This is a genomic window from Streptomyces sp. NPDC050264 (assembly GCF_040655895.1).
Taxonomy (GTDB): domain Bacteria; phylum Actinomycetota; class Actinomycetes; order Streptomycetales; family Streptomycetaceae; genus Streptomyces.
This window is the reverse complement of record NZ_JBFAKV010000003.1, coordinates 80,271-104,999: the sequence shown is the minus strand read 5'-3', so window position 1 is coordinate 104,999 and position 24,729 is coordinate 80,271. Positions and strand designations below refer to the sequence as shown.

The following is a 24,729-nucleotide window of genomic DNA, read 5'->3' as shown; positions in this document are numbered from 1 at the left end:
CCGCGGGTGCGGGTGTGTGCGGAGTGAAGGGGGATCGGATCGTGGCGGAGGCCATGGCATGTGATGTGCGGGGTGTGCGACGCGCGCCGTTGATCGTGACGGAGGACGTGGAACTGCTGGACGACCTGCTGCGGCTGTGCGCCGCGGCGGGCGTGCGGCCCGAGGTCGGACACGGGGTGCCCGCGGGCAGAGGCAGCTGGGAGGCGGCGCCCCTGGTGCTGGTCGGGGACGACGCCGCGGGGCGGCTGCGCGGGGTAGCCCGACGGCGCGGCGTCGTTCTGGTCGGGCGTGATCAGGACGACTCGGGGGTGTGGCAGCGGGCCGTGGAGATCGGCGCGGACCACGTGCTGATGCTTCCCGACGGCGAGCAATGGCTGATGGACCGGATCGCCGACGTCGCCGAGGGGGTGGGACGGCCCGCGCTGACCGTCGGGGTGATCGGCGGCCGCGGCGGCGCGGGCGCCTCGACGCTGGCCTGCGCGCTGGCGATGGCATCCGCGGGGGCCGGGCGGCGCACGCTCCTGGTCGACGCGGATCCGCTCGGCGGCGGACTCGACGTCCTGCTCGGCGGTGAGGCGGTGGACGGTCTGCGCTGGCCGGCGTTTGCCGAGTCGCGCGGCCGGGTCGGCAGCACCGCGCTGGAGGAGTCGCTGCCCCGGCTGCACGATCTGCGGCTGCTCAGCTGGGACCGCGGTGAGCTCGCGGCGGTGCCGCCCGAGGCCGTACGGGCCGTACTGGCGGCGGCCCGGCGCAGAGGCGGCGTCGTCGTGGTGGATCTGCCGCGCCGGGTCGATGCCGGGTCGGTGGAGGCGCTGGCCCAGCTCGACCTGGGGCTGCTCGTCGTGCCACCGGAACTGCGGGCCGTCGCGGCGGCCCGGAGGGTGGCCGGCGCAGTGGGGATGGTGCTGCGGGACCTGCGCGTGGTGACGGCGCCCGGAGCCGGGACCGAGGCACTCGACGGGGACGAGGTGGCGCGGCTGCTTGGCCTGCCCCTTGCCGGCGAACTCCCCGTTGCCGGAAGGATTTTGGAAGGCCCGGGGAGTAGGGCCGGGTCTGACTCGGGTGGTCCGCTGGGGCGGTTCTGCGCGGAGTTCTGGGAGCGGGTGCCGGTGGGACCGGAGGACGGGGGCGGGCTGTGAGAGTCCATGAGCGGGGCCCTGAGGTGGCTGGAGTGACCTGGGTGGTCGAGGTGATCGGGGAGATCGCGATGTGGGTGTCGTGGTGCGAGATGGACGCGGGGGGCCTGCGGTGAGCGCGGTGGTCGGGGCACGGATGCTGGACGGCGTACGCCAGTGGCTCGCGGAAAACGGGGTGGAGGCGACGCCCGCCCGGGTGGCCGAGGCGCTACGGGCTCAGGGACGGATTCTCGGAGACGCCGAAGTGCTGGGCGCAGCAGGGAAGTTGCGCTCGGAGCTGGTGGGAGCCGGGCCGCTCGAACCGTTGCTCGCGGACGCGTCGGTGACGGATGTCCTGGTGTCGGCGCCGGATCAGGTGTGGGTCGACCGTGGCGGTGGCCTGGAGCTGACCGGGGTGACCTTCGAAAACGCCGCCTCCGTAAGGAGGTTGGCGCAGCGGCTCGCGGCCGTGGTGGGGCGGCGGCTCGACGACGCCCGGCCCTGGGTGGACGCGAGGATGCCCGACGGGACGCGGCTGCACGCGGTGCTGCCACCGATCGCGGTGGGCTGCACCTGTCTGTCGCTGCGCGTCGTACGGCCACGCGCTTTCACCCTGGAGGAACTGGTGGCGGCGGGGACCGTGCCACCGGGCGGCGGCCGGGTGCTGCGGGCGCTGCTCGACGCGCGCCTGTCGTACCTGATCAGCGGTGGCACGGGGAGCGGCAAGACGACGCTGCTGAGCGCGCTGCTGGGCCTGGTCGGGCCGCAGGAGCGGATCGTACTGGCCGAGGACTCCGCCGAGTTGCGGCCGGACCACCCCCACGTGGTGCGGCTGGAGGCGCGGCCCGCCAATCAGGAGGGTGCCGGGGCCGTCGGCCTGGAGGACCTGGTGCGGCAGGCCCTGCGGATGAGGCCGGACCGGCTCGTGGTGGGCGAGGTCCGAGGCGCCGAGGTCGTCTCGTTGCTCGCGGCGCTCAACACCGGGCACCAAGGCGGCTGCGGGACGGTGCATGCCAACGCGGCAAGTGACGTTCCGGCCCGCCTGGAGGCACTGGGGACGGCGGCCGGGCTCGACCGGGCGGCGCTGCACAGTCAGGTGGCGGCGGGGGTCTCCGTGGTGCTGCATCTCGTACGGGATCGGAGCGGGCGGCGTCGGGTCGCGCAGGTGCACGTGTTGGAGCGGGACGCGGCGGGGTGGGTGCGGACGGTGTCGGCGTTGGAGTGGGGCGAGCGGGGGTTCGTGCCGGGGGAGGGGTGGGCGCGGCTCGGAGAGCTGTTGGGGGTGCGGTCGCCGTGAGGGGCGGGGTGGTGTCGGGAGCGGTCGTGGGGGTGCTGGGAGTGGTGGCTGTGTTGTGGGCTGTCGGCCGGCGGGACGCCGAGGTGCGGCGGGTTCGGGCGGTGCTGGGGGTCGGCGCGGACGAGGGGGCGGCGTCGGGGTGGCGGTGTGCTGTCGAGCGGTGGTGGAGGTGGTGTCGGGCGCGGCCGGAAGGGGGATGCGTGGTTGCCGGCCTGCTGGTCGGGCTCGTCGGGGCCTCCGTGGTGCCCCTGGTGCTCGGCGCGTGCGCCGTGCCCGGGGCGGCGCGGGTGCGGCGGGCGCAGGAGGCACGGCGGGACCGGGAGGGGCGCGGGGATGCGGTGATCCGGTTGTGCGGGCTGATGGCGGGGGAGGTGCGGGCCGGACGGCAACCGGGGGAGGCGCTGGCTGTCGCGGTGCGGGAGTCGGCGGCGCTGTCCGGCGCGGGCAGCGCCGCCGTAGTGGCTGCCGCACGGTTCGGCGGCGATGTGTCCGGCGCACTGCGGGAGGCGGCGCGCCAGCCGGGCGCGGAGGGGTTGCACGGACTCGCGGCGTGCTGGCGAGTGGCCGTGGACCGGGGTGCCGGGCTCGCGGCGGGGCTCGAGCGGCTCGCGGGGGCGTTGCGGGCGGAGCGGGATCAACGGGCCGATCTGAGAGCCCAGTTGGCCGGCCCCTGGTCGACTGCGGTGATGCTCGCCGGGCTGCCGGTGCTCGGGTTGTTGCTCGGTTCGGCGCTGGGCGCACGGCCGTTGCGGGTGCTGCTGCATACCGGGGCCGGGGTGGGGTGCCTGGTGGTGGGAGGGGCGTTGGAGGCGGCGGGGATGTGGTGGGCCGTGCGGATTGTGCGCGGGGCGGAGGCGTGAGGGGGGTGGTGCTGGGTGTTGGGACCGGGGCCGGCGCTGGGACGGGGTTCGGGTCCGCTGGGAAGACGGCGGGGGCCGAGATGCGGGGTTGCCGGGTGATGGGGAGTGCGTGGGGCGGGGCTGGTTGTGCCGTCGCAGGCCGTGAGGGATCGGGGAGTGAGGGGCAATGGACGTTGTCCACAGGCTGGGGGTAGTGCTGTGCGTCGCCGTTCTGGTGGCGTGGCTGGTGGAGGAGATCGAGGCGCGGCGCCGGGAACGGGAGGCGCGGCGGCGGATGAGGCTCGTGCTGGCCGTAGCCGCGGCCCGACCGGGCCGCCGCTCCTGGGGAGTGCCCGTAGTGGTGCGGCGATGGGCGCCGGTGGCCGGTGCGGTGAGCACCGGATATGTGTTCGTCGGTGGCGGGGCGGGGCTGGCGGTCGGGGCGATCGCGGGGGTCGCCGTGTGGCGGTGGTGGAGGGAGAGGGAGGCGCGGGCGAGAGCGTCGGCGGGCGGGGGTGCGTTCGCGCGGGCCGAAGCGGAGCGGCAACTCCCCCTGATCGCGGACCTCTTGGCCGCATGTCTCGCCGCCGGTGCGGAGCCGGTGGGGGCGGCGCGGGCCGTGGGGGAGTCGGCAGGAGGCCCCGTCGGCCGGGCCATGGCTCGGGGCGCCGCGCAGGTGCGGCTCGGGGGTGAACCGGGGGTGGCTTGGCGGGAGTTGGCGGCGATACCGGGAGCCGGTGCGCTGGTCCGGCTGTTGGAGCGGGCGGGTGACTCCGGGGCGCCGGCGGCGGCACCCGTGGCGCAGTTCGCGGCCGAGTGCAGAGCCGAGCGGGGGCGCCGGGCCACGGCGGTCGCGCGCCGGGCGGCAGTGGTCATCACGGCTCCGGTGGGGCTGTGCTTCCTGCCCGCGTTCCTGGTGATCGGCGTCCTGCCCGTGGTGATCGGCCTCGCGGACGGGGTGCTGGGCGGCCGCTGAGGCGGGGCCGGCGGTGTGGCCCGACCGTACGGGCGAGTGAGTGGTGAACACCGTTGATTCTCAAGGGGGTTGTGATGGCTGGAACGAGTGAGGGACGGACGTACGGGCGGTTGCGGAAGGGCGTGCGGCGCTGGATTCGGGCGGTGCGGTCGGCACGCCGGGACGCGGGCATGGTCAGCGCCGAGTACGCCGTGGGGCTGATCGCGGCGGTGGGGTTCGCCGGGCTGCTGTACCAGGTGGTGACGAGCGATGTGGTGCAGTCGGCGTTGCAGTCCCTGGTGGCGAAGGCACTCCATGGGTCGTTCTGAGGCGCTGCGCGGGCTCCGGCGCGACCGGGGCCTGGTGACAGCCGAGGCTGCCGTGGTGCTGCCGGTGCTGGTGGCGTTCACGATGGCGTTGATCTGGGCCGTCCTCGCGGCGTCGGCGCAGATCAGATGCGTGGACGCGGCGCGGGCCGGGGCCAGGGCGGTTGCCCGGCAGGAACCGCGGGACGCCGCGCTCGCCGCCGCACGCCAGGCGGCTCCGCCCGACGCGCGGATCGAGGTGAGCCGGGAGGGCGACCTGGTCCGAGTGTCGGTGCGGGCCCGGTCGGCGGGGCCGGGCCCGCTCGGCGTGGAGCTGGGCGCGCAGGCCGTGGCGGCGGCGGAGGAGGCATGAGGGGCCGGGGCGTAAAACGCGGGGCGTGGTGGTCCGGCCGGGCGGGTTCGGACCGCGGGTCCGCGACGGTGTGGGTGGTCGTGGCGCTGGCCTCGATCGGGGTGATCTTCGGCGGCGTACTGGCGATGGGACGAGCGGTCGAGGCCCGGCACCGGGCGGGCGGCGCGGCCGACTTGGCGGCGCTGGCTGCCGCCGACCACTGGGCGGAGGGAAGGGTGGACGCGTGCGCTCTGGCCGGGAGAGTGGCCCGGGCCCAGGGGGCGAGGATCGCGCGGTGCGCCGTGCGCGGGGAGGTGTCCGACGTGACGGCGACGGCGGGGGCCGGGGTGTTCGCGGCGCAGGTAAGAGCCCGGGCGGGTCCTGCGGGTCCTGCGGGTCCTGCGGGGCCGACGGGGCCGACGGGGCCGACGGGGCCCGAGGCTCGGGCACCCGAGCCCGCGACGCCGGGCCGGCGGTGACGTCGCGGGCCGACGGGAGGGTGCCGGGCGGTGACGTCGAGGGTCGACGGGAGGGTGCCGGGCGGTGACGTCGAGGGTCGACGGGAGGATGCCGGGCGGTGACGTCGCGGGCCGACCGGCGGGCCCTGTCGCAGCCACGACCGCGCGCAATAGCCCCGTCACGGCCCCAGGCGCTGCCCAGCGTCGCTCCCGACGCCGCCTGCGCGTCCTGCGTCGCAGATGGAGACAGCGCGCGGTGAGGCCCGGCCTCAGGGCCTGACCGCTGGCACCTCACCACAATCCGTCCCTGCCTCCGGCTCACACGCCTCGGGCATGGACGTTCCCGGAGCCGGAGCCGGAGCCGGAGCCGGAGCCGGAGCCGGAGCCGGAGCTGGGGCTGGAGCAGACGTTTTCGGTGTGGCGGTTTCCGCTGCTTCCTTGAGGAGGGTGGACAGGAGTCGTACTGCTCCGCGTTTGTGCAACGGGTCGTTGCCGTTGCCGCACTTGGGGGACTGGATGCAGGAGGGGCAACCCGCTTCGCATTCGCAGGAGGCGATGGCCGCGCGGGTGGCGGTCAGCCATTCCCGGGCGGTGTGGAAGGCGCGTTCGGCGAAGCCCGCCCCGCCGGGGTGGCCGTCGTAGACGAAGACCGTGGGGAGCAGCGTGTCCGGGTGGAGGGGGATCGAGACGCCGCCGATGTCCCAGCGGTCGCAGGTGGCGAAGAGGGGGAGCATGCCGATGGAGGCGTGTTCGGCGGCGTGCAGGGCGCCGCCGAGGATCTCGGGGTTGATCCGGGCGGCGTCGAGCTGGTCCTCCGTGACCGTCCACCACACGGCGCGGGTGCGCAGGGTGCGGGGAGGGAGGTCGAGTTTTGTCTCGCCGAGGACTTCGCCGGTGATGAGGCGGCGGCGGAGATAGCCGACGACTTGGTTGGTGACCTCGACCGAGCCGTAGCACAACCGGCCCTCGCCCCAGGGGACTTCGACGTCCGTTTCCAGGATGGAGATGGCCGTGGTGTCGCGGGCGGTGGTGGAGTAGGTGGGGTTGCCCGGCTCTACGAGGGCGACGTCGTCGTCGAGGTCGAGGTGCTTCACCACGTAGGTCCGGCCCTGGTGGAGATGGACCGCGCCGTCGTGGACGGTGGTGTGCGCGGAGCCGGCGTCGACCGTGCCGAGAAGGCGGCCCGTGGCGGCTTCGACGATCTGGACGGGGTTGCCGCCCTCGCCGCGGATGTCGGCGAGGTCGGCGGCGGACTCGCGGCGCGTCCAGTGCCAGGCCTTCACCCGGCGGCGCAGCAGTTTCGCCGCTTCCAACTGCGGGAGGAGTTCTGTCGTCGCCGGGCCGAAGAGGTCCAAGTCCGCTTCGGTGAGCGGGAGTTCGGCGGCGGCCGCGCACAGGTGCGGGGCCAGTACGTACGGGTTGTCGGGGTCCAGGACCGTCGATTCGACCGGCTGGTCGAAGAGGGCCTCGGGGTGGTGGACCAGGTAGGTGTCCAGGGGGTCGTCGCGGGCCACGAGGACGGCGAGAGCGCCTTGGCCTGTCCGTCCGGCGCGGCCCGCCTGTTGCCACAGCGAGGCCCGCGTACCCGGGTAGCCGGCGATCACGACGGCGTCCAACCCTGAGACGTCGATGCCGAGTTCGAGGGCGGTGGTGGCGGCGAGACCGAGGAGTTCACCGGAGTGCAGGGCGGCTTCGAGGGCCCGGCGCTCCTCCGAGAGATAGCCGCCCCGGTAGGCGGCCACGCGGGGGGCCAGTGAGCGGTCGATCTCGGAAAGGCGTTCCTTGGCGATCACCGAGATCAGTTCGGCGCCGCGGCGGGAACGTACGAAGGCGACCGAGCGGACGCCCTGCACGGTCAGGTCGGTGAGCAGGTCCGCGGTCTCGGCGGTGGCGGTGCGCCGGACCGGGGCGCCCTTCTCGCCCTGCATCTCGGTGAGAGGGGGTTCCCAGAGGGCGAAGACCAGTTCGCCGCGGGGTGAGGCGTCGTCGGCGACCTCGACGACCGGCAGGCCCGTGAGCCGGCGGGCGGCGACAGCCGGTTCGGCGGCCGTGGCGGAGGCGAGGAGGAAGACCGGGGAGGAGCCGTAGCGGGCGCAGAGGCGGCGCAGGCGGCGCAGGATCTGGGCGACGTGCGAACCGAAGACGCCGCGGTAGGTGTGGCACTCGTCGATGACGACGTACTTGAGTGCTTTCAGGAAGGAGGACCAGCGCGGGTGGGAGGGCAATATCCCGCGGTGCAGCATGTCGGGGTTGGTGAGGACGTAGTTGCCGAACTGACGTACCCATTCACGTTCCTCGAACGGGGTGTCGCCGTCGTAGACCGCGGGGCGGATCGTTGCACCCAGAGGTTGTGAAAGTTCCTTCACCGATCGGCACTGGTCCGCCGCGAGCGCCTTCGTCGGAGCGAGGTACAGGGCGGTCGCGCCGCGCCCGTTGGGAGCCTCCGATCCGTCGAGCAGTGTCGACAGGACCGGGGTCAGGTAGGCGAGGGACTTGCCGGAGGCCGTGCCGGTGGCGACGATCACCGATTCGCCGTCCAGGGCGTGCTCCGCAGCGAGGGCCTGATGAGCCCAGGGGTGCTCGATTCCCGCGTTCTGTACAGCCGCGATGACCTCCGATCGGATCCGATCGGGCCAGACTGCATGACGGCCGGGGCGAGGGGGCAAGTGCTCCGTATGAGTGACGCGCGCAGCCCTGGTCGGACCCGAGGCGAGCCGCTCCAGGACCGCCCCCGGAGAGGGGCGGGAGGCAGCGGACGGCGAGGGTCGATCGGGTCGGTGATTCTTGGCCATCGACACCGAGTGTGTCACTCGGGATGACGGACAATGCTTCCAAGGCGTCGTGCATGCCTGCCGGTAAGTGATTGAATGCCATCGCGGCTGGCGAACCGTCCCGGGGGGTCAAGCCGAGGTATCCCCAAGGGGCGACCGCTCGATAGCAAGGTGCTGGAGGATCCGTGGACCTGTCCCTGTCGACCCGTACCGTCGGCGATCGTACGGTCGTCGAGGTCGGTGGCGAAATCGATGTATATACCGCGCCCAAGCTGCGCGAGCAGCTGGTCGAGCTGGTGAACGACGGCAGTTTCCACCTGGTCGTCGACATGGAGGGCGTGGACTTCCTCGACTCCACCGGGCTCGGCGTGCTGGTCGGTGGCCTGAAGCGGGTGCGGGCCCACGAGGGCTCGCTGCGCCTGGTCTGCAACCAGGAGCGCATTCTCAAGATCTTCCGGATCACAGGTCTGACCAAGGTGTTCCCGATTCACACCTCGGTCGAGGAAGCCGTAGCGGCGACCGACTGATCGGCCTGATCAGGCCGATCCGGTGGCTCCGGTTGATCCGGCAGCCCTGGTCGATCCGGTAGATCCGGTTGATGGTGGGGATCGGGTCTTGGCCGGCCCGACCCCCACAAGCACGCCCACGTCCGAGGGGGATGCATGGCCACTGTCGAACTCCGCTTCAGCCCTCTGCCCGAGCACGTCAGGACCGCCCGTCTCGTGGCGGCCGCGGTGGCGCGCAGGGCGGGCGTGGACGAAGCCGTGCTCGACGAGGTCAGGCTCGCCGTCGGCGAGGCGTGTACGCGGGCCGTGGGGCTGCACCAGACCAGCGGCATCTCGGCGCCGGTGCGGGTGGCGCTGATCGAGGAGGAGAAGCAGTTCTCCATCGAGGTCGCTGACGAGGCGCCGCGCACGGTGGTCACTCCCGAGGTCCCTGGTGCCCCTGGCGCCGCGGACGATCTCGAGGCCGAGGGCGAGGACGAGATGGGCCTCGCCGTCATCAGCGGCCTCGTGGACGATGTCGAGGTCAGCGCCGACGAGTCCGGAGGTCTCCTTCGGATGACATGGCCGACCGCGCCGTTGACGTTGCCGTAGTTTCTGCCGATCTTTCAAGAGGTCCTGTTCGCCCACGCCGTGGGGGAACAGGGCCTCTTCTGTGTTCACCGGCACCTTCCCTCGTAGATCCTCGTAGATCCTCGTAGATCCTCGTAGGTTCTCGGTGGTCTTGCGTAGATCCGTTTAGGCCCTAGCTAACCCGGTGCATCTCGCGAATTGATCTTTGTGGATTGATCTCTGTGGATTTCTGGATCAGCGATCTTTGATAGTGCCTCGGTGATCTATCGGTAATGCCTCGGGGGCGTTATTGATTCCTCCTCCAAGAACATTTCCGTTTGCGGCGTACTGTTTTGATCAGGTTCCGCTACTTACAATCCGTCCACATCTTGAGCTCAGCCCGCAGCGTCAAGGAGGACGAATGGCGGAGCCCTCTACCTTCGCAGCCGCAGTCCTGACGGACGACAACCGTCTGATCGTGATCGTCATCGCCGTCGTCGCACTCGCGGCGCTCGCCGTAGCCGGAGTCCTGGTGCGCCAGGTGCTCGCGGCGGGTGAGGGAACGGATTCCATGAAGAAGATCGCGACCGCGATCCAGGAAGGTGCGAAAGCCTATCTGGGCCGACAGTTGCGTACCCTCGCCGTATTCGCGGTCGTGGTGTTCTTCCTGCTCATGCTGCTTCCGGCGGACGACTGGAATCAGCGTGCCGGGCGTTCGATCTTCTTCTTGATCGGCGCCGGGTTCTCGGCGACCACCGGCTATATCGGAATGTGGCTCGCGGTGCGCAGCAATGTGCGCGTCGCCGCCGCGGCCCGGGAGGCGACGCCGGCGGAAGGCGAGCCGGAAAAGGATCTCACCGCCGTCTCGCACAAAGCCATGAAGATCGCTTTTCGTACGGGCGGCGTCGTCGGCATGTTCACGGTGGGGCTCGGTCTGCTCGGCGCCTCCTGTGTCGTGCTCGTCTACGCGGCCGACGCGCCCAAGGTCCTGGAGGGTTTCGGGCTCGGAGCCGCGCTGATCGCGATGTTCATGCGCGTCGGGGGCGGCATCTTCACCAAGGCCGCCGACGTCGGCGCCGACCTGGTCGGCAAGGTCGAGCAGGGCATTCCGGAGGACGATCCGCGCAATGCCGCGACCATCGCCGACAACGTGGGCGACAACGTCGGAGACTGCGCCGGTATGGCCGCCGACCTCTTCGAGTCCTACGCCGTCACGCTGGTCGCCGCGCTGATCCTCGGCAAGGCGGCCTTCGGCGACGCCGGGCTCGCGTTCCCGCTGATCGTGCCCGCGATCGGGGTCGTCACGGCGATGATCGGCATCTTCGCCGTCGCACCCCGGCGGGCCGACCGCAGCGGGATGAGCGCCATCAACCGCGGCTTCTTCATCTCCGCGCTGATCTCGCTCGCCCTCGTGGCCGCGGCGGTCTTCGTGTACCTGCCGTCCTCGTACGGTGACCTGGACGGCGTAACCGACAAGGTGATCCAGGCCAAGGACGGCGATCCGCGGATTCTCGCGGTCGTCGCGGTGGCGATCGGCATCGTGCTCGCCGCGCTGATCCAGCAGCTCACCGGCTATTTCACCGAGACGACCCGGCGCCCGGTCAAGGACATCGGGAAGACGTCGCTGACCGGGCCCGCGACCGTCGTGCTCGCGGGGATCTCCCTCGGCCTCGAATCGGCGGTGTACACGGCGGTGCTGATCGGGCTCGGTGTCTACGGGGCGTTCCTGCTCGGCGGTACGTCGATCATGCTCGCGCTGTTCGCGGTCGCGCTGGCCGGCACCGGGCTGCTCACCACCGTCGGCGTCATCGTGGCCATGGACACCTTCGGACCGGTCTCCGACAACGCGCAGGGCATCGCCGAGATGTCCGGCGACGTACAGGGATCGGGCGCGAAGGTGCTCACCGACCTGGACGCGGTCGGCAACACGACGAAGGCCATCACCAAGGGCATCGCCATCGCCACGGCCGTGCTCGCGGCCGCGGCGCTGTTCGGGTCGTACCGTGACGCGATTCTCACCGCCGCGAGCGACGTGGGCGAGAAGGTCGGCGAGGGCGGGCCGATGAACCTGGTGATGGACATCTCGCAGCCCAACAACCTGGTGGGGCTCATCGCCGGAGCCGCGGTGGTGTTCCTCTTCTCCGGGCTGGCCATCAACGCCGTGTCCCGGTCCGCGGGTTCGGTGGTCTACGAGGTGCGCCGGCAGTTCCGCGAACACCCCGGGATCATGGACTACACGGAGGAGCCGGAGTACGGGCGCGTCGTCGACATCTGCACGAAGGACGCGCTCAGGGAGCTGGCCACGCCCGGTCTGCTCGCCGTGATGGCGCCGATCGCGATCGGCTTCACGCTCGGCGTGGGCGCGCTGGGCGCCTATCTCGCCGGGGCGATCGGCACCGGCACGCTGATGGCGGTCTTCCTCGCCAACTCCGGTGGCGCCTGGGACAACGCGAAGAAGCTCGTCGAGGACGGGCACCACGGCGGCAAGGGCAGTGAGGCCCATGAGGCCACCGTGATCGGTGACACGATCGGGGACCCGTTCAAGGACACCGCGGGGCCCGCCATCAACCCGCTGCTGAAGGTGATGAACCTCGTCGCGCTGCTCATCGCGCCCGCGGTCGTCAAGTTCAGTTACGGGAGCGATGCGAGCGTGCCCGTACGGGTCGTGGTCGCCGTCATCTCGCTCGGCGTCATCATCGGCGCGGTGTACGTCTCCAAGCGGCGCGGCATCGCGGTCAGTGACGAGGACGGGAACGGCGACAGCAAGTCGGGGCGGGTGCCGAAGCCGGCGGATCCGGCCGTGGCGCCGTCCCGTACCTAGCGGCATACGTAGGCCGTACGTAGCGCATACGTAGCGGCATATGCAGCGGTGATCTCAACGGGTGGGCGGGCAGCGGCTCTTGACGGGCTGTCCGCCCACCCTTGTGTCCGCTTCTGTGACACCTGTGACTTCTGAACTTCTCTGGGATTCGTGCGTACTTCTTCCGTGAGCCTTCTCTCCCTTGGTGCAAATGGCTGCTAAAGGTCAATAAAGCGGTCTTATGGGACGCCCGAGGTGCGATTGTCGTGTGCTCGGCGTGTAAGTTCCGGGGCCGAGAGCCATGGAAGGGACCGATCCGGTGAACAAGAAGCTTGCAGCCGCGCTGTCCGGCGGTGCGGTACTGGTACTGGCCTTGTCGGGCTGCAGCGACGACAGCAACGACAAGCTGAACTCCTGGGCCAAGCAGGTCTGCGACAAGGTCCAGCCGCAGGCGAAGAAGATCGAGTCTGCCAACGCGGCGATCCAGAAGGAGACGTCGGACAACAGCGCGCCGGCCGACGTCCAGAAGACGGACTCGAAGGCGTTCCAGGACATGTCCGACGCGTACAAGGCGATCGGTGACGCCGTCGACAAGGCGGGCGCCCCGAACGTCGACGGCGGCGAGAAGAAGCAGCAGGACGCCGTCAAGGAGCTGGACAAGATCTCCACCTCCTACGCCGACCTGAAGAAGCAGGTCGACAAGTTGGACACCGACGACCAGGCGAAGTTCGCCGAGGGACTGAAGGGGATCGCGGGCTCGCTCGACAAGCTGAGCCAGTCCGGCAGCGATGCCCTGAAGAACCTGGAGGAGGGGGACGTGGGCAAGGCGATGGCCAAGCAGGAGAGCTGCAAGAGCGCCTCCGCCACGCCGTCGGGCTCCTAGTCCGGTCCGTGTCCGGTCTGTCCTTCAGCGCCCTCGACGCCGCGGTTCCGCCGCCGCGTCGGGGGCGTACCCGCGCCAGTGCCGGGCGTACGTCGCCCGCCCGCAGCCGGACGGCGTCACAATGGAGGCGTGAGTTCTTCCGTTTCCGCCGCCCTGCCCGCCGCTGACCGCAACGACGTCGCCGCCCTCCTGCGCGACGCCCTGATCGACGCCGAGTTCACCGCCGACGGGCTGCTCGAACTGCTCGGGGCGCCCGCCTACGCGGCGCTCGCCCGCAGCGAGACCGTGCCCGCCCTGCGCGCCACCCGGGGGGACTCTCCCCTGGAGACGCTCGTCCGGCTCTTCCTGCTGCAACAGCCCGTGCCGCGGGAGCGCGCCGCCGGGGTGCTGCCCCTCGACGCGTGCCGGGACAGCGGCTGGCTGCGCGAGAGCGGCGAGGAGGTGGCCGCGACCGTCGACGTACGCCCGTACGGCGGACCCGACGGCGAGGACTGGTTCATCGTGTCGGACCTGGGCTGCGCGGTCGGCGGCGCCGGTGGTGTCGGCAGCCATGAGGAGGGCGTCGTGCTCGGCGTCGGCGGGGCGTCCACCACGCTCGCCGGCATCACCGTCCGTACGCCCGTCGCGTCGGCCCTCGACCTCGGCACCGGCTCCGGGATCCAGGCGCTGCACGCGGCACGGCACGCCACGCAGGTCACCGCGACCGACCTCAACTCCCGCGCCCTGCACATCACCGCGCTCACGCTCGCGCTGTCCGGCGTGGGCGCCGCCGACCTGCGCCAGGGGTCGCTGTACGAGCCCGTGGGCGACGCGACGTACGACCTGATCGTGTCGAACCCGCCCTTCGTCATCTCTCCCGGGGCGCGCCTCACGTACCGCGACGGCGGGATGGGCGGGGACGATCTGTGCCGCACGCTCGTTCAGGAATCGGGGGAGCACCTGAACGACGGGGGATACGCCCAGTTCCTCGCCAACTGGCAGCACGTGGAGGGGGAGGAGTGGACCGAGCGGCTGCGCTCGTGGGTGCCGCGCGGCTGCGACGCCTGGATCGTGCAGCGCGAGGTGCAGGACATCACGCAGTACGCCGAGCTGTGGCTGCGCGACGCCGGTGACCACCGCACGGACCCGGCCGCGTACGCCGCCCGGTACGACGCGTGGCTCGACGAGTTCGAGGCGCGCAAGGTGCGGGCCGTCGGGTTCGGGTGGATCACGCTCAGGAAGAGCTCGGCCGCGGAGCCCTCGATCGTCGTAGAGGAGTGGCCGCACCCGGTCGAGCAGCCGCTCGGCGATGCGGTGCGGGCGCACTTCGAGCGGGTCGACTGGCTCCGCACGCACGACGACGCGGCGCTGCTCGAATCCTCCTTCAGGCTCGCCGGAGAAGTGGTGCAGGAGCAGGTCGGGCTGCCGGGCGCCGAGGACCCCGAGCACGTCGTGCTGCGGCAGGGGCGCGGGATGCGCCGGGCGACGAAGGTGGACACGGTCGGCGCCGGCTTCGCGGGCGTCTGCGACGGGACGCTGAGCGCCGGGCGGATCCTGGACGCCATCGCCCAACTCGTGGGCGAGGAGCAGGTTTTGCTGCGCGACCGTACGCCCGCGCAGATCCGTACGCTGGTCGAGCAGGGATTCCTGGACCCCGTCGGGCTCGCCGGATAGCTGCTCTTCGCCTTGCGCTGCCCGGGAGTTCACCCGGGGTTCCCCCACCCGTGCCAGCGTCACCGCCTGGGCGGCGCGAGCCGCCCAGGAGTCGGGGAGGCAAGGCGATGGAGAGTGCACCTGCGGTCTTCGCGGGCACGGTGTTCGCGTTGTTCGGCGCGGGCCTTGTGGTGTGGACCGGCGCGCGCGCGGCGCACCGGGAACCGGTGGCGGACGGCGCGCGCCCGGTGGCGTCGGCGGTGCTCGCCGGGGCGGTCGGCGTGGGCTGCCTGGCGCTCGCCGCGTGGTGTTTCGGTCAGGTGTGACACGGCCGGGCGTGACGCGGGCTCAGGAACCGCGGTACGTACGACGACGCCCGCCTCCGGAGTGATCCGGGGCGGGCGTCGGCGCGTACAGGAACGAACGAGCGCGTACAGGCACGTACGGCGCGGGGCGTCAGCGCAGGACGCGGCCCTGGGCGTCCGTCCGGTCGTTGCTGGTGAGGAACAGGATGCCGTCGATGAAGCCCCACAGACCGCCGGCGCCGCAGGTCAGGATGGAGACGACGAGCTGCCAGACACCGATCTTGGTGTCGCCCACGTAGAAGCGCCCGACGCCGAACGAGCCGAGGAAGATACCGAGCAGACCCGCGACGAGCTTCTGCTTGTCCGAGTACGGGCGGCCCTGCGGGTCGAGGCCGAACGGGGCCTCGGGCGTGGCGCCAGGGAAGGGCTGGGACATGGGAGTTGCTCCTAGGGACGTAAAAGCCGACGCGGGCGAGGCCGGGCCGATGAGCGGAAGATGCCGAGAGCGACGCACCGGTGGGGACACGGCGTGGTCTCGGAAGTCCGAAGCGTAGAGGGGGACCCGGGGGTGATACGGGCCCGGGGCACCGATCGTGGCGAGTTCGTGACCTTGCGCGTACGGCGGTGACGTGCGGTCAGATCACGTTGCGCAGCACGGTCCAGACCGCGGCGACGCCGAGCAGAGCGACCTGGGTGCGGGTGCTCGGGACGGGTCGCCACCTGCGCCCGCGCAGCCCTTCGTACAGCCAACGCCCCAGTAGGTAAAGGACGAACGGGGAAGCGGCCAGCAGCAGCGCGTTGTCGTGCCAGGCGGCGCCGAACCGGCCGTGCAGCACGTCGTACACCATGCGGGTGCCGCCGCAGCCGGGGCAGAGCAGCCCGGTGAGCGCGCGGAACGGGCAGCCGGGCAGCCAGTGTCCGGGCTCGTGCGGGTTCGTGCCGTAGAGGTACGCGGTCCCGGCGGCCCCGGCGACGAGCACCGCGAGGGGTGCTGTGGCCGGGGCGCGGCGGGCGGTGCGAGCGGTGACCATGACTTACGGACGCAGGATGCGGCCCTGCGCGTCGGTCGGGTTGCTACCGGCGAGCATGACGATGCCGTCGATGAAGCCCCACAGCGCGCCCGCGCCACAGGTGACCAGCGAGACGATCAACTGGCCCACGGCGAGACCGGTGTGACCCGTGTAGAAGCGGCCGACGCCGAATCCGCCGAGGAAGATGCCGAGCAGACCGGCCGTGAGCTTCTGCTTGTCCGAGTACGGACGTCCGTACGGGTCGTAACCGTAGGGCGCCATCGGGTCGTAGGGGGCGGGCATGCCCGGCTGCGGCTGGGGCGGGTAGCCGCCGCCGGCCGGCGCGGAGCCGGGGTACGGGTATCCGTAGTTGGGCTGGCCGCCCTGCGGCGGCTGACCGGGCTGCCCCGGAGCGGCGCCGTAACCGGGCTGTGCGCCCTGCTGCGGGTAGCCGTACGGGTTTCCGCCCGGCTGCTCCTGCGGGGGCTGCTGACCGTAGGGGTTGCTGTCGGACATGGGGATGCTCCTGGGTCGGGATGCCGGTGGGGACGAGCCGGGGCTTCCCTCGGGCTCCCCCAGCCATCCGCCATCTTGTCAGGAGCAGATAAGGGAGTTAAGCGAGGGAGCGCGATAGGTGCGCAATGGGGACGCTCGTGACAGGAATGTGGCCCCGCCCGGCACACACGGTGAGCCTCCGGTTACGCGGAGGCGAGGCGTCCGCTCTCCGGTGCGGGGGCAGGATCACGAGGAGTCGGGTTACCGTTCCGAGTGGCTGCTGCGTGCTTTTCCCGTTTGACACACCGGCGGGAGGTACCGTCACACTCCGCAGCAGTGCCCAATGAATACCGACGAGACACCGACAGGAACAGTCTCGACCGCCGACCGGAGAGAAGAGCGAAGTTGTCCCCGACCAGCGAGACCGCACAGGGCGGCCGCCGACTCGTCATCGTCGAGTCGCCCGCCAAGGCGAAGACGATCAAGGGCTATCTCGGCCCTGGGTACGTCGTCGAAGCGAGCGTCGGGCACATCCGCGACCTCCCCAGCGGAGCGGCCGAGGTCCCCGAGAAGTACACCGGTGAGGTGCGCCGCCTGGGCGTCGACGTCGAGCACGACTTCGCACCCATCTATGTCGTCAACGCCGACAAGAAGGCACAGGTCAAGAAGCTCAAGGACCTGCTGAAGGACTCCGACGAACTCTTCCTGGCCACCGATGAGGACCGCGAGGGCGAAGCCATCGCGTGGCACCTCCTGGAGGTCCTGAAGCCCAAGGTCCCCGTCCACCGGATGGTCTTCCACGAGATCACCAAGGACGCGATCCGCAGCGCCGTCGCCAACCCCCGCGAGCTCAACAAGCGGATGGTCGACGCCCAGGAGACCCGCCGCATCCTCGACCGTCTCTACGGCTACGAGGTCTCGCCGGTCCTGTGGAAGAAGGTCATGCCGCGTCTGTCGGCGGGCCGCGTACAGTCCGTGGCCACCCGGCTCGTCGTCGAGCGGGAGCGCGAGCGCATCGCCTTCCGCTCCGCCGAGTACTGGGACCTGACGGGCACGTTCGCGACCGGCCGGGCCGGTGACTCCTCCGACCCCTCGTCGCTGGTCGCCCGCCTCAGCGCGGTCGACGGCAAGCGCATCGCCCAGGGCCGCGACTTCGACTCGCTCGGCCAGATCAAGGGCGGCAACTCGGCGAACACCCTGCACCTGGACGAGGCGAACGCGCGAGCGCTCGCCGCCGCCCTTCAGGACACGGCGTTCGCGGTCCGCTCGGTCGAGTCCAAGCCGTACCGTCGCTCCCCGTACGCGCCCTTCCGTACGACGACGCTGCAGCAGGAGGCCTCGCGCAAGCTGGGCTTCGGTGCGAAGTCGACCATGCAGGTGGCGCAGAAGCTGTATGAGAACGGCTTCATCACCTATATGCGTACGGACTCCACGACGCTCTCGGACACGGCGGTCTCGGCCGCCCGTGCCCAGGTCACGCAGTTGTACGGCGGCGACTACCTGCCGGACAAGCCGCGTACGTATGCCGGCAAGGTGAAGAACGCGCAGGAGGCGCACGAGGCGATCCGCCCGTCCGGCGACCGCTTCCGCACGCCTGCCGAGACCGGCCTGACCGGCGACCAGTTCAAGCTCTACGAGCTGATCTGGAAGCGCACCGTCGCCTCCCAGATGAAGGACGCGGTCGGCAACTCGGTCACCGTGAAGATCGCCGGCCGTTCCAGCGACGGTCGCGACGCCGAGTTCAGCGCGTCCGGCAAGACCATCACCTTCCACGGCTTCCTCAAGGCCTACGTCGAGGGCGCCGACGACCCGAACGCGGAGCTGGACGACCGCGAGCGCCGCCTTCCGCAGGTCGCCGAGGGCGACCCGCTCTCCGCCGAGGAGCTCACGGTCGACGGCCACGCGACCAAGCCGCCGGCCCGGTACACCGAGGCCTCGCTGGTCAAGGAGCTGGAAGAGCGCGAGATCGGCCGCCCCTCTACGTATGCGTCGATTCTCGGCACGATCCTCGACCGCGGTTACGTCTTCAAGAAGGGGACGGCTCTTGTGCCCTCCTTCTTGTCGTTCGCCGTCGTCAACCTGCTGGAGAAGCACTTCGGGCGGCTCGTCGACTACGACTTCACCGCCAAGATGGAGGACGACCTCGACCGCATCGCGCGCGGCGAGGCGCAGTCCGTGCCGTGGCTGCGGCGCTTCTACTTCGGTGAAGGGTCGGGCGACGCCAGCGCGGCCGACGCGGGCAACGGCGACGGGGACCACCTCGGCGGCCTCAAGGAGCTCGTGACGGACCTGGGCGCGATCGACGCCCGCGAGATCTCGTCCTTCCCGGTCGGCAGCGACATCATGCTGCGCGTCGGGCGCTACGGCCCCTACATCGAGCGCGGCGAGCGCGACTCCGAGAACCACCAGCGCGCGGACGTCCCCGAGGACATCGCACCCGACGAGCTCTCGGTCGAGTACGCCGAGGAACTGCTCGCCAAGCCGAGCGGTGACTTCGAGCTGGGCGCGGACCCGACGAGCGGCCACCAGATCATCGCCAAGGACGGGCGCTACGGTCCGTACGTCACCGAGGTGCTCCCCGAGGGCACCCCGAAGACCGGCAAGAACGCGGTCAAGCCGCGTACCGCCTCGCTCTTCAAGTCCATGTCGCTGGACACGGTGACACTGGCCGACGCCCTGAAGCTGATGTCGCTGCCGCGCGTGGTGGGTGCCGACGCCGAGGGCGTCGAGATCACCGCGCAGAACGGGCGGTACGGGCCGTACCTGAAGAAGGGCACGGACTCCCGCTCGCTGCAGACCGAGGACCAGCTCTTCACCATCACGCTCGAAGAGGCCCTGGAGATCTACTCCCAGCCCAAGCAGCGCGGGCGCGCGGCCGCCAAGCCGCCGCTGAAGGAGCTCGGCGAGGACCCGGTCAGCGGGAAGCCGGTCGTCGTGAAGGACGGCCGCTTCGGCGCGTACGTCACCGATGGCGAGACGAACGCCACGTTGCGCTCCGACGACTCCGTGGAGGAGATCACGCCCGAACGCGGGTACGAGCTTCTCGCGGAGAAGCGGGCCAAGGGTCCGGCCAAGAAGACCGCCAAGAAGGCGGCTGCCAAGAAGGCCCCCGCAAAGAAGACGGCTGCCAAGAAGACGGCTGCCAAGAAGACCGCGGCGAAGACGACCACCGCCAAGAAGACCGCTGCCAAGAAGGCGCCCGCCAAGAAGGCGGCTCCCGCAGAGTAGTAGGCAGAGCAGTAGGTAGAGCAGCAAGCGGAGCAGTTAGCAGAGCAGTAAGTAGTAGGCAGTACGCGGCTTATGTAGGCGGACGCCCCCGGGACCTGTACCCGGGGGCGTCCGTTTGTTCGGGTGGGCGCTTGGAGTGTCGGCCCCTCCCGATAGGCTGGACGAATGACCCGTGCCGAGCAGCCGACCCCCCACACGGCCCCGGACGACGCCCTGGTAGCGGACTCCCGAGAGCGCGCCGTGCGCGCACTTCTGCGTGTACCCCAGCTGAAGCGGCTGTGGTCCGCGCAACTCGTAGGCGGGGTCGGTGATGTACTCGGGCTGCTTGTGCTCGTGGTGCTCGCGCTGCAGGCGGCCATTTCCGAAGGGTCGTTCGGCGGCGGGTACCGGGGCGTGGCCTTCGCCGTCGCCGCCGTGTTCGGGGCCCGCATCCTGTCGACGCTGCTGTTCGGCGCTGTCCTGCTCGGACCGCTGACCTCGCTGACGACCCCCGGCGGACCGCTCGACCGGCGCTGGACCATGGTCGTCGCCGACGGACTGCGGGCCGCGCTGCTGATCGTCGCCCCGCTGTGGATCGACTGGACCCCGGACAACGCGATGGCGCTGCTCCTCGTGACGGCGTTCGTCATCGGGGTCGCCGAGCGGTTCTGGACCGTCGCCAAGGAGAGCGCGGCGCCTTCACTGCTGCCCGCGCCGCCGCTGGAGGGCGCGGCCGTGCGGCCGTTGCCGGACCACATGGACGCGCTGCGCCGCCTCTCGCTGCGTACCGGCTTCGTGGCGATCCCGCTGGCCGCGGCCGTGCTCGTGATCGTGACGCTCGTGCAGAACCTGATCGGCGCGGGTGTCGACTGGTTCGCGCAGCACCAAGTGGCGCTCTCCTCCTACGTGGGCGCGGGGCTCTTCGCCGCCTCGCTGTCCGTCGTCTTCTTCCTCGAACTGCCCGGCGCCCAGACCCCCCGCGCGCGCTCCCCGCTCGAAGGACTGCGCCGCCCGAAGACCGGCAGCGGTATCGACAAGGGACGTACGGGCGCGATCCCGCTGCTCGTCCTCGCCTGCGCCGCCGTCGCCGGGGCCATCGCCGCGGCCGTCGCCGTCTCCGTACTGCACGCCAAGGACCTGGGCGGCGGCCCGGTGACGTTCGGGCTGCTCGTCCTCGGCCTGACCGGGGGCACCGTCATCGGCATCCGCGCCGCGCCGACCGTGCTGCCCGCGCTGTCCAGGCGCCGGCTGCTCGCGCTCGTCATCGCCCTCACCGGCATCGCGCTGCTGGGCGCCGGGCTCGACCCGGACGTCACCAGCGTGATCCTGCTCGTCACGGTGGCCGGAGTCGCCGCCGGCGTCGCGGCCAACACCGGGCACGCCCTGCTCGACCAAGAGGCCGAGGAGTACCGGCGGGCCCGCATCACCGAGCACCTCCAAGCCGTCGTCCGCGTCAGCCTCGCCCTCGGCGCTCTGATCGCGCCGCTGCTCGCCGCGCTCATCGGGCCGCACCGCCTGGAGAACGGCAAGTTCGTGTTCGCGCACGGCGGCGCCGCGTTCACGCTGATGCTGGTGGGCGCGCTGCTGCTGCCCGTCGCCGCGCTGGTCCTCGCCAAGGCCGACGACCGCAGCGGCGTCCCGCTGCGGCACGACCTGAGGGACGCGCTGCTCAAGGGGAACGACCCGGCGCAGGCCACGGCCGCGACCGGATTCTTCATCGCCCTCGAAGGTGGCGACGGCGCCGGGAAGTCGACCCAGGCGGAGGCCCTCGCGGAGTGGATCCGCGGCAAGGGCCACGAAGTCGTGGTCACGCGCGAGCCGGGGGCCACACCCGTCGGCAAGCGACTGCGCTCGATCCTGCTGGACGTCTCGTCCGCCGGCCTGTCGCACCGCGCAGAGGCGCTGCTGTACGCCGCCGACCGCGCCGAGCACGTCGACACCGTCGTTCGCCCCGCCCTTGAGCGCGGCGCGATCGTCATCTCCGACCGCTACATCGATTCGTCCGTCGCCTACCAGGGCGCGGGCCGCGACCTGTCGCCGACCGAGGTCGCCCGCATCAACCGGTGGGCCACCAGCGGGCTCGTGCCGCATCTGACGGTGCTGCTCGACGTGGACCCGGAAACCGCGCGCGAGCGGTTCACCGAGGCGCCGGACCGCCTCGAGTCGGAGCCGATGGAGTTCCACGCGCGCGTGCGCTCCGGTTTCCTGACGCTGGCCGCCAGCGACCCGGGCCGCTACCTCGTGGTCGACGCGGGCCAGGAGCCGGAGGCCGTGACCACGGTCGTACGCCACCGCCTCGACCTCCTCCTGCCGCTGTCCGAAGCGGAGATCAAGGCACAGGAGGAGGCCCGCAGGGCCGCCGAGGAAGAGGCGCGGCGCAAGGCCGAGGAAGAGGCCGCGCGCAAGGCCGAGGAGGAGCGCGTCGAGCGCGAGCGCCAGGAGCAGCTCGCCAAGCTGCGCGCCGAGGAGGAGGAGCGCACGCGCCGCGAGATGGAGGAGGCGCAGCGCATCGAGGCCGAGCGCCAGGCGGAGGAGGCCCGGCAGCGCGCCGAGGAGGCCCGCAAGAAGGCCGAGGCCGAGCAGGCCCGTCTCCTCGCCGAGGAGCAGGCCCGCGCCGTGGAGGAAGAGCGCCGCCGCAAGCAGGCCGAGGAAGAGGCGCGGCTCCGGGCCGAGGCCGAGGAGCGGCGCCTCGAGAAGCAGCGCAAGGCCGAAGAGGCCCTGCTGCGCGCGGAGGAGGCGCGGCGGCTCGCGGCCCAGGCCGCACAGGCGGCGCAGGTGAGCGCCTCCGCGGCCACGTCCCCGTCCGTACCGACGCGGGCTGCGAATCCCCGCAAGGCCGATACGCGCAAGGCCGACTCCCGTCCGGCCGACCCGCGTACGTCCGGCGCGGCCCCGGAGCAGGACAACGAGACGACGCTCCAGACCCCGATGGTGCGGCCGCAGGCGCCGTCCGAGTCCGAGGAGACGGCGGTGCTGCCGCCCGTCAGGGACGCCGAGGAGACCGCGGTGCTGCCGCCGGTCCGCGAGGCCGAGGAGACGGCGCAGCTGCCGCGGCCGCCGGCCGGCGCGGCCGACGAGACGGCCGTGCTCCCGCAGGTGTCCGACGTGACCGAGGACAGAGTGCCGCGCGGGTACTTCCGTGACGAGCGGACCGATCCGTCGGAAGGCAGCGCCGACCGTACGGCGGAGCTGCCGCAGGTCGACGAGGACGGCCGGCCGCGCCGCCGCCCCCGCTCGGACTGGGCGGAAGAGACGCCGCTCGACGATCTGCCGACGCTGGCCGACGAGTTGCTGGGCGGGCAGGACGACGGTGCGGACGAGGACGAGGGCCGGGGCCGGCGGCGACGCCGGTAGGTCGGTCGTGGTCGACTGGTCGGGGTGCAGGTCAGTCGTCAAACTGGGCGGGGTTCAGATCAGTCTGAGCTCCACCCAGTCGACTGTGTCCCCGTCGAGCCGGTAGCGGTCCACCTCCAGGGTGAACCCGGCCCGCTCCGCGAAGCGCAGCCCGGGCTCGTTCGAGGCCAGGACGACCGTCTCGATCCGCTCGGCGCCCAGGCCACGGGCTGTGCCGAGCCCGCGCTCATACAGGGCCGCCCCGAACCCCCGCCCGCGGTGGCCCGGCAGCACCCGTGAGATCACCGCGGCCACCCCGTCCTTGGGGGCCCGCACGGTCGAGCAGCCGATGAGGACGTCCCCGGCGTAGGCGACTTCCAGGACGTTGCGTCCGGCGCGCTCGGTGACGTCGTCGAGCGAGAGGTACGCCGAGGCGACCGGAACGACCGTGTTGTGCACGTGCTGCCAGTCGGCGACCAGGGTGTCGTCGGTGCCCGCGTCGCCGGTCAGGGTTTCGATGCGGAGAGGGGCCTCGGTACGAATACGGGAACGGGTCATCCGCGTAGCCAACCCGCTGCGGTCGGTGTTGTCAGTGGCGCCCGGCACAATGGCAGCAGCTTGAGGAAGGGCGGTATCCCCATGGCCGTATGGGACGACCTGGTCGGTCAGGAGCGCGTGGTCGCGGAGCTGGACGCGGCCGCGCGGGACGCGGACGCCCTGGTGACCGCCGCCCGGGCCGGCACCCCGCCGCCCGAGGCCTCGAAGATGACGCACGCCTGGATGTTCACCGGGCCGCCGGGCGCGGGCCGGGTCACCGCGGCGCGGGCCTTCGCGGCGGCGCTGCAGTGCGTGTCGCCGGACAGAGCGCTCGGCGGCGCCCCCGGCTGCGGATTCTGCGACGGCTGCCACACCGCCCTGCTCGGCACGCACGCGGACGTCACGACCGTGGCCGCGGTCGGTACGCAGATCCTGGCCGAGGACATGCGCGACACCGTCCGCAAGTCGTACACGTCACCGGCGACCGGCCGCTGGCAGGTGATCCTCGTGGAGGACGCCGAGCGGCTCAACGAGAAGTCGGCGAACGCCGTGCTGAAGGCCGTGGAGGAGCCCGCCCCGCGCACGGTGTGGCTGCTGTGCGCGCCCTCGGTGGAGGACGCGCTGCCCACGATCCGCTCCCGCTGCCGTCTGCTGACGCTGAGCACGCCCGCCGTGGACGCCGTCGCCGACATGCTCGTACGACGCGACGGCATCGAGCCCGCTGTCGCCGCGACCGCGGCCCGCGCCACGCAGGGCCACATCGACCGGGCCCGGCGCCTGGCCACCGACCCGCGCGCGCGGGAGCGCAGAGCGGCGGTGCTGAAGATGCCGCTGCGCGTCGAGGACGTCGGTGGCTGCCTCAAGGCGGCGCAGGAGCTGGTCGACGCGGCCGCGGAGGACTCCAAGCAGCTCGCCGAGGAGGTCGACACCAAGGAGACCGAGGAGCTGAAGGCGGCCCTCGGCGGGCAGAGCGGCGGACGGATGCCGCGCGGCACGGCCGGCGTCATGAAGGATCTGGAGGACAAGCAGAAGCGGCGCAGGACGCGTTCGCAGCGCGACTCCCTCGATCTGGCGCTCACCGAGCTGACGGGCGTCTACCGGGATGTGCTGGCGCTGCAGCTCGGCTCGCGCGTGGCGCTCGCCAACACCGACATCCAGGACACGCTGGAACGCCTCGCGAGGGGCACGTCGCCCGAGTCGACGCTCCGGCGGATCGAGGCGATCGGGGCGTGCCGGACCGCCCTCGACCGCAACGTGGCCCCGCTGCTGGCGGTCGAGGCGATGACCATGGCGCTGCGGGCCGGGTAGCTACCGGCCCGCATCTCGCGCGGGCCCCACCACCCTCATGGCGCGTACTTTGCTACCCAAAGTGACCTGGCC

At 71.7% G+C, this 24,729-nt stretch carries 21 protein-coding genes; 16 read left to right on the top strand and 5 right to left on the bottom strand.

Translation table 11 applies throughout. The features are described from left to right. Window positions 1–53: 53 nt before the first annotated feature. From ssd to AB0J02_RS05590, 7 genes are all read left to right on the top strand, one after another. A complete protein-coding gene (gene ssd / locus AB0J02_RS05620) occupies window positions 54–1,139 on the top strand; it encodes a septum site-determining protein Ssd (RefSeq protein WP_363192612.1) in 1,086 nt (361 codons plus the stop codon). A 133-nt stretch (window positions 1,140–1,272) separates the two neighbouring features. Continuing rightward, window positions 1,273–2,412 (top strand): TadA family conjugal transfer-associated ATPase, encoded by a 1,140-nt coding sequence (locus tag AB0J02_RS05615; RefSeq protein ID WP_363192611.1) that lies wholly within the window; start codon window positions 1,273–1,275, stop codon window positions 2,410–2,412. An 11-nt stretch (window positions 2,413–2,423) separates the two neighbouring features. Beyond that, window positions 2,424–3,272: a type II secretion system F family protein gene (locus AB0J02_RS05610; RefSeq protein WP_363192292.1), complete on the top strand. Its 849-nt coding sequence runs from the start codon at window positions 2,424–2,426 to the stop codon at window positions 3,270–3,272. Between the two features lie 166 nt (window positions 3,273–3,438). After that, window positions 3,439–4,227, top strand: coding sequence for a type II secretion system F family protein (locus AB0J02_RS05605; protein WP_363192291.1), 789 nt, complete (start codon window positions 3,439–3,441; stop codon window positions 4,225–4,227). A gap of 74 nt (window positions 4,228–4,301) precedes the next feature. Beyond that, window positions 4,302–4,535 (top strand): DUF4244 domain-containing protein, encoded by a 234-nt coding sequence (locus AB0J02_RS05600; RefSeq protein ID WP_363192290.1) that lies wholly within the window; start codon window positions 4,302–4,304, stop codon window positions 4,533–4,535. Further along, window positions 4,522–4,884: a TadE family type IV pilus minor pilin gene (locus AB0J02_RS05595; RefSeq protein WP_363192289.1), complete on the top strand. Its 363-nt coding sequence runs from the start codon at window positions 4,522–4,524 to the stop codon at window positions 4,882–4,884. Before AB0J02_RS05600 ends, AB0J02_RS05595 begins: the two co-directional genes overlap by 14 nt. Beyond that, a complete protein-coding gene (locus AB0J02_RS05590) occupies window positions 4,881–5,342 on the top strand; it encodes an Rv3654c family TadE-like protein (RefSeq protein WP_363192288.1) in 462 nt (153 codons plus the stop codon). Before AB0J02_RS05595 ends, AB0J02_RS05590 begins: the two co-directional genes overlap by 4 nt. A gap of 248 nt (window positions 5,343–5,590) precedes the next feature. Here the strand turns inward: AB0J02_RS05590 and AB0J02_RS05585 are convergent, their stop codons facing one another. Then, on the bottom strand, window positions 5,591–8,113 hold the full coding sequence (locus AB0J02_RS05585) for a DEAD/DEAH box helicase (RefSeq protein WP_363192287.1): 2,523 nt from the start codon (window positions 8,111–8,113) through the stop codon (window positions 5,591–5,593). A gap of 164 nt (window positions 8,114–8,277) precedes the next feature. On the opposite strand from AB0J02_RS05585, the gene bldG reads away from it, so the two are divergent. The 6 genes from bldG (at window position 8,278) to AB0J02_RS05555 (ending at window position 14,788) form a co-directional block, all read left to right on the top strand. Next, window positions 8,278–8,619: an anti-sigma factor antagonist BldG gene (bldG, locus tag AB0J02_RS05580; protein WP_003975386.1), complete on the top strand. Its 342-nt coding sequence runs from the start codon at window positions 8,278–8,280 to the stop codon at window positions 8,617–8,619. 135 nt (window positions 8,620–8,754) lie between these two features. Further along, window positions 8,755–9,189 (top strand): ATP-binding protein, encoded by a 435-nt coding sequence (locus AB0J02_RS05575; RefSeq protein WP_363192286.1) that lies wholly within the window; start codon window positions 8,755–8,757, stop codon window positions 9,187–9,189. 379 nt (window positions 9,190–9,568) lie between these two features. Next, the gene (locus AB0J02_RS05570) at window positions 9,569–11,968 is read left to right on the top strand and encodes a sodium-translocating pyrophosphatase (RefSeq protein WP_363192285.1); all 2,400 of its coding nucleotides are present in this window, start codon (window positions 9,569–9,571) and stop codon (window positions 11,966–11,968) included. 280 nt (window positions 11,969–12,248) lie between these two features. Then, complete coding sequence (locus tag AB0J02_RS05565; RefSeq protein WP_363192284.1) at window positions 12,249–12,830, top strand: small secreted protein; 582 nt, start codon at window positions 12,249–12,251, stop codon at window positions 12,828–12,830. Window positions 12,831–12,959: 129 nt separating this feature from the next. Next, window positions 12,960–14,483 (top strand): methyltransferase, encoded by a 1,524-nt coding sequence (locus AB0J02_RS05560; protein ID WP_363192283.1) that lies wholly within the window; start codon window positions 12,960–12,962, stop codon window positions 14,481–14,483. 107 nt (window positions 14,484–14,590) lie between these two features. Then, complete coding sequence (locus AB0J02_RS05555; RefSeq protein WP_363192282.1) at window positions 14,591–14,788, top strand: hypothetical protein; 198 nt, start codon at window positions 14,591–14,593, stop codon at window positions 14,786–14,788. Window positions 14,789–14,918: 130 nt separating this feature from the next. Here AB0J02_RS05555 and AB0J02_RS05550 read toward each other — a convergent pair whose 3' ends face one another. From AB0J02_RS05550 to AB0J02_RS05540, 3 genes are all read right to left on the bottom strand, one after another. Then, window positions 14,919–15,203: a TM2 domain-containing protein gene (locus tag AB0J02_RS05550; RefSeq protein ID WP_363192281.1), complete on the bottom strand. Its 285-nt coding sequence runs from the start codon at window positions 15,201–15,203 to the stop codon at window positions 14,919–14,921. A 199-nt stretch (window positions 15,204–15,402) separates the two neighbouring features. Continuing rightward, window positions 15,403–15,798, bottom strand: a complete 396-nt coding sequence (locus AB0J02_RS05545) for a DUF2752 domain-containing protein (RefSeq protein ID WP_363192280.1) — start codon at window positions 15,796–15,798, stop codon at window positions 15,403–15,405. 3 nt (window positions 15,799–15,801) lie between these two features. After that, window positions 15,802–16,293 (bottom strand): TM2 domain-containing protein, encoded by a 492-nt coding sequence (locus tag AB0J02_RS05540; protein WP_363192279.1) that lies wholly within the window; start codon window positions 16,291–16,293, stop codon window positions 15,802–15,804. Window positions 16,294–16,677: 384 nt separating this feature from the next. Between AB0J02_RS05540 and topA the strand changes: the two genes are divergently transcribed. Both topA and tmk read left to right on the top strand, forming a co-directional pair. After that, the gene (topA, locus tag AB0J02_RS05535; RefSeq protein ID WP_363192278.1) at window positions 16,678–19,500 is read left to right on the top strand and encodes a type I DNA topoisomerase; all 2,823 of its coding nucleotides are present in this window, start codon (window positions 16,678–16,680) and stop codon (window positions 19,498–19,500) included. 165 nt (window positions 19,501–19,665) lie between these two features. After that, entirely contained in the window at window positions 19,666–22,833 is a 3,168-nt protein-coding gene (tmk, locus tag AB0J02_RS05530) for a dTMP kinase (RefSeq protein ID WP_363192277.1), read from the top strand. 54 nt (window positions 22,834–22,887) lie between these two features. Here the strand turns inward: tmk and AB0J02_RS05525 are convergent, their stop codons facing one another. Beyond that, window positions 22,888–23,370: a GNAT family N-acetyltransferase gene (locus AB0J02_RS05525; RefSeq protein WP_363192276.1), complete on the bottom strand. Its 483-nt coding sequence runs from the start codon at window positions 23,368–23,370 to the stop codon at window positions 22,888–22,890. An 81-nt stretch (window positions 23,371–23,451) separates the two neighbouring features. Here AB0J02_RS05525 and AB0J02_RS05520 point away from each other — a divergent pair, with 81 nt between their 5' ends. After that, window positions 23,452–24,657: a DNA polymerase III subunit delta' gene (locus tag AB0J02_RS05520; RefSeq protein ID WP_363192275.1), complete on the top strand. Its 1,206-nt coding sequence runs from the start codon at window positions 23,452–23,454 to the stop codon at window positions 24,655–24,657. The last annotated feature ends 72 nt before the right edge of the window (window positions 24,658–24,729 follow it).

Bases quoted from the DNA above. Each gene is read 5' to 3' on its own strand.
- ssd (WP_363192612.1), top strand. From the start codon at position 54: ATGGCATGTGATGTGCGGGGTGTGCGACGCGCGCCGTTGATCGTGACG.
- AB0J02_RS05615 (WP_363192611.1), top strand. From the start codon at position 1,273: ATGCTGGACGGCGTACGCCAGTGGCTCGCGGAAAACGGGGTGGAGGCG.
- AB0J02_RS05605 (WP_363192291.1), top strand. From the start codon at position 3,439: ATGGACGTTGTCCACAGGCTGGGGGTAGTGCTGTGCGTCGCCGTTCTG.
- AB0J02_RS05600 (WP_363192290.1), top strand. From the start codon at position 4,302: ATGGCTGGAACGAGTGAGGGACGGACGTACGGGCGGTTGCGGAAGGGC.
- AB0J02_RS05595 (WP_363192289.1), top strand. From the start codon at position 4,522: ATGGGTCGTTCTGAGGCGCTGCGCGGGCTCCGGCGCGACCGGGGCCTG.
- AB0J02_RS05590 (WP_363192288.1), top strand. From the start codon at position 4,881: ATGAGGGGCCGGGGCGTAAAACGCGGGGCGTGGTGGTCCGGCCGGGCG.
- AB0J02_RS05585 (WP_363192287.1), bottom strand. From the start codon at position 8,113: ATGGCCAAGAATCACCGACCCGATCGACCCTCGCCGTCCGCTGCCTCC.
- AB0J02_RS05575 (WP_363192286.1), top strand. From the start codon at position 8,755: ATGGCCACTGTCGAACTCCGCTTCAGCCCTCTGCCCGAGCACGTCAGG.
- AB0J02_RS05570 (WP_363192285.1), top strand. From the start codon at position 9,569: ATGGCGGAGCCCTCTACCTTCGCAGCCGCAGTCCTGACGGACGACAAC.
- AB0J02_RS05565 (WP_363192284.1), top strand. From the start codon at position 12,249: ATGGAAGGGACCGATCCGGTGAACAAGAAGCTTGCAGCCGCGCTGTCC.
- AB0J02_RS05555 (WP_363192282.1), top strand. From the start codon at position 14,591: ATGGAGAGTGCACCTGCGGTCTTCGCGGGCACGGTGTTCGCGTTGTTC.
- AB0J02_RS05550 (WP_363192281.1), bottom strand. From the start codon at position 15,203: ATGTCCCAGCCCTTCCCTGGCGCCACGCCCGAGGCCCCGTTCGGCCTC.
- AB0J02_RS05545 (WP_363192280.1), bottom strand. From the start codon at position 15,798: ATGGTCACCGCTCGCACCGCCCGCCGCGCCCCGGCCACAGCACCCCTC.
- AB0J02_RS05540 (WP_363192279.1), bottom strand. From the start codon at position 16,293: ATGTCCGACAGCAACCCCTACGGTCAGCAGCCCCCGCAGGAGCAGCCG.
- tmk (WP_363192277.1), top strand. From the start codon at position 19,666: ATGACCCGTGCCGAGCAGCCGACCCCCCACACGGCCCCGGACGACGCC.
- AB0J02_RS05525 (WP_363192276.1), bottom strand. From the start codon at position 23,370: ATGACCCGTTCCCGTATTCGTACCGAGGCCCCTCTCCGCATCGAAACC.
- AB0J02_RS05520 (WP_363192275.1), top strand. From the start codon at position 23,452: ATGGCCGTATGGGACGACCTGGTCGGTCAGGAGCGCGTGGTCGCGGAG.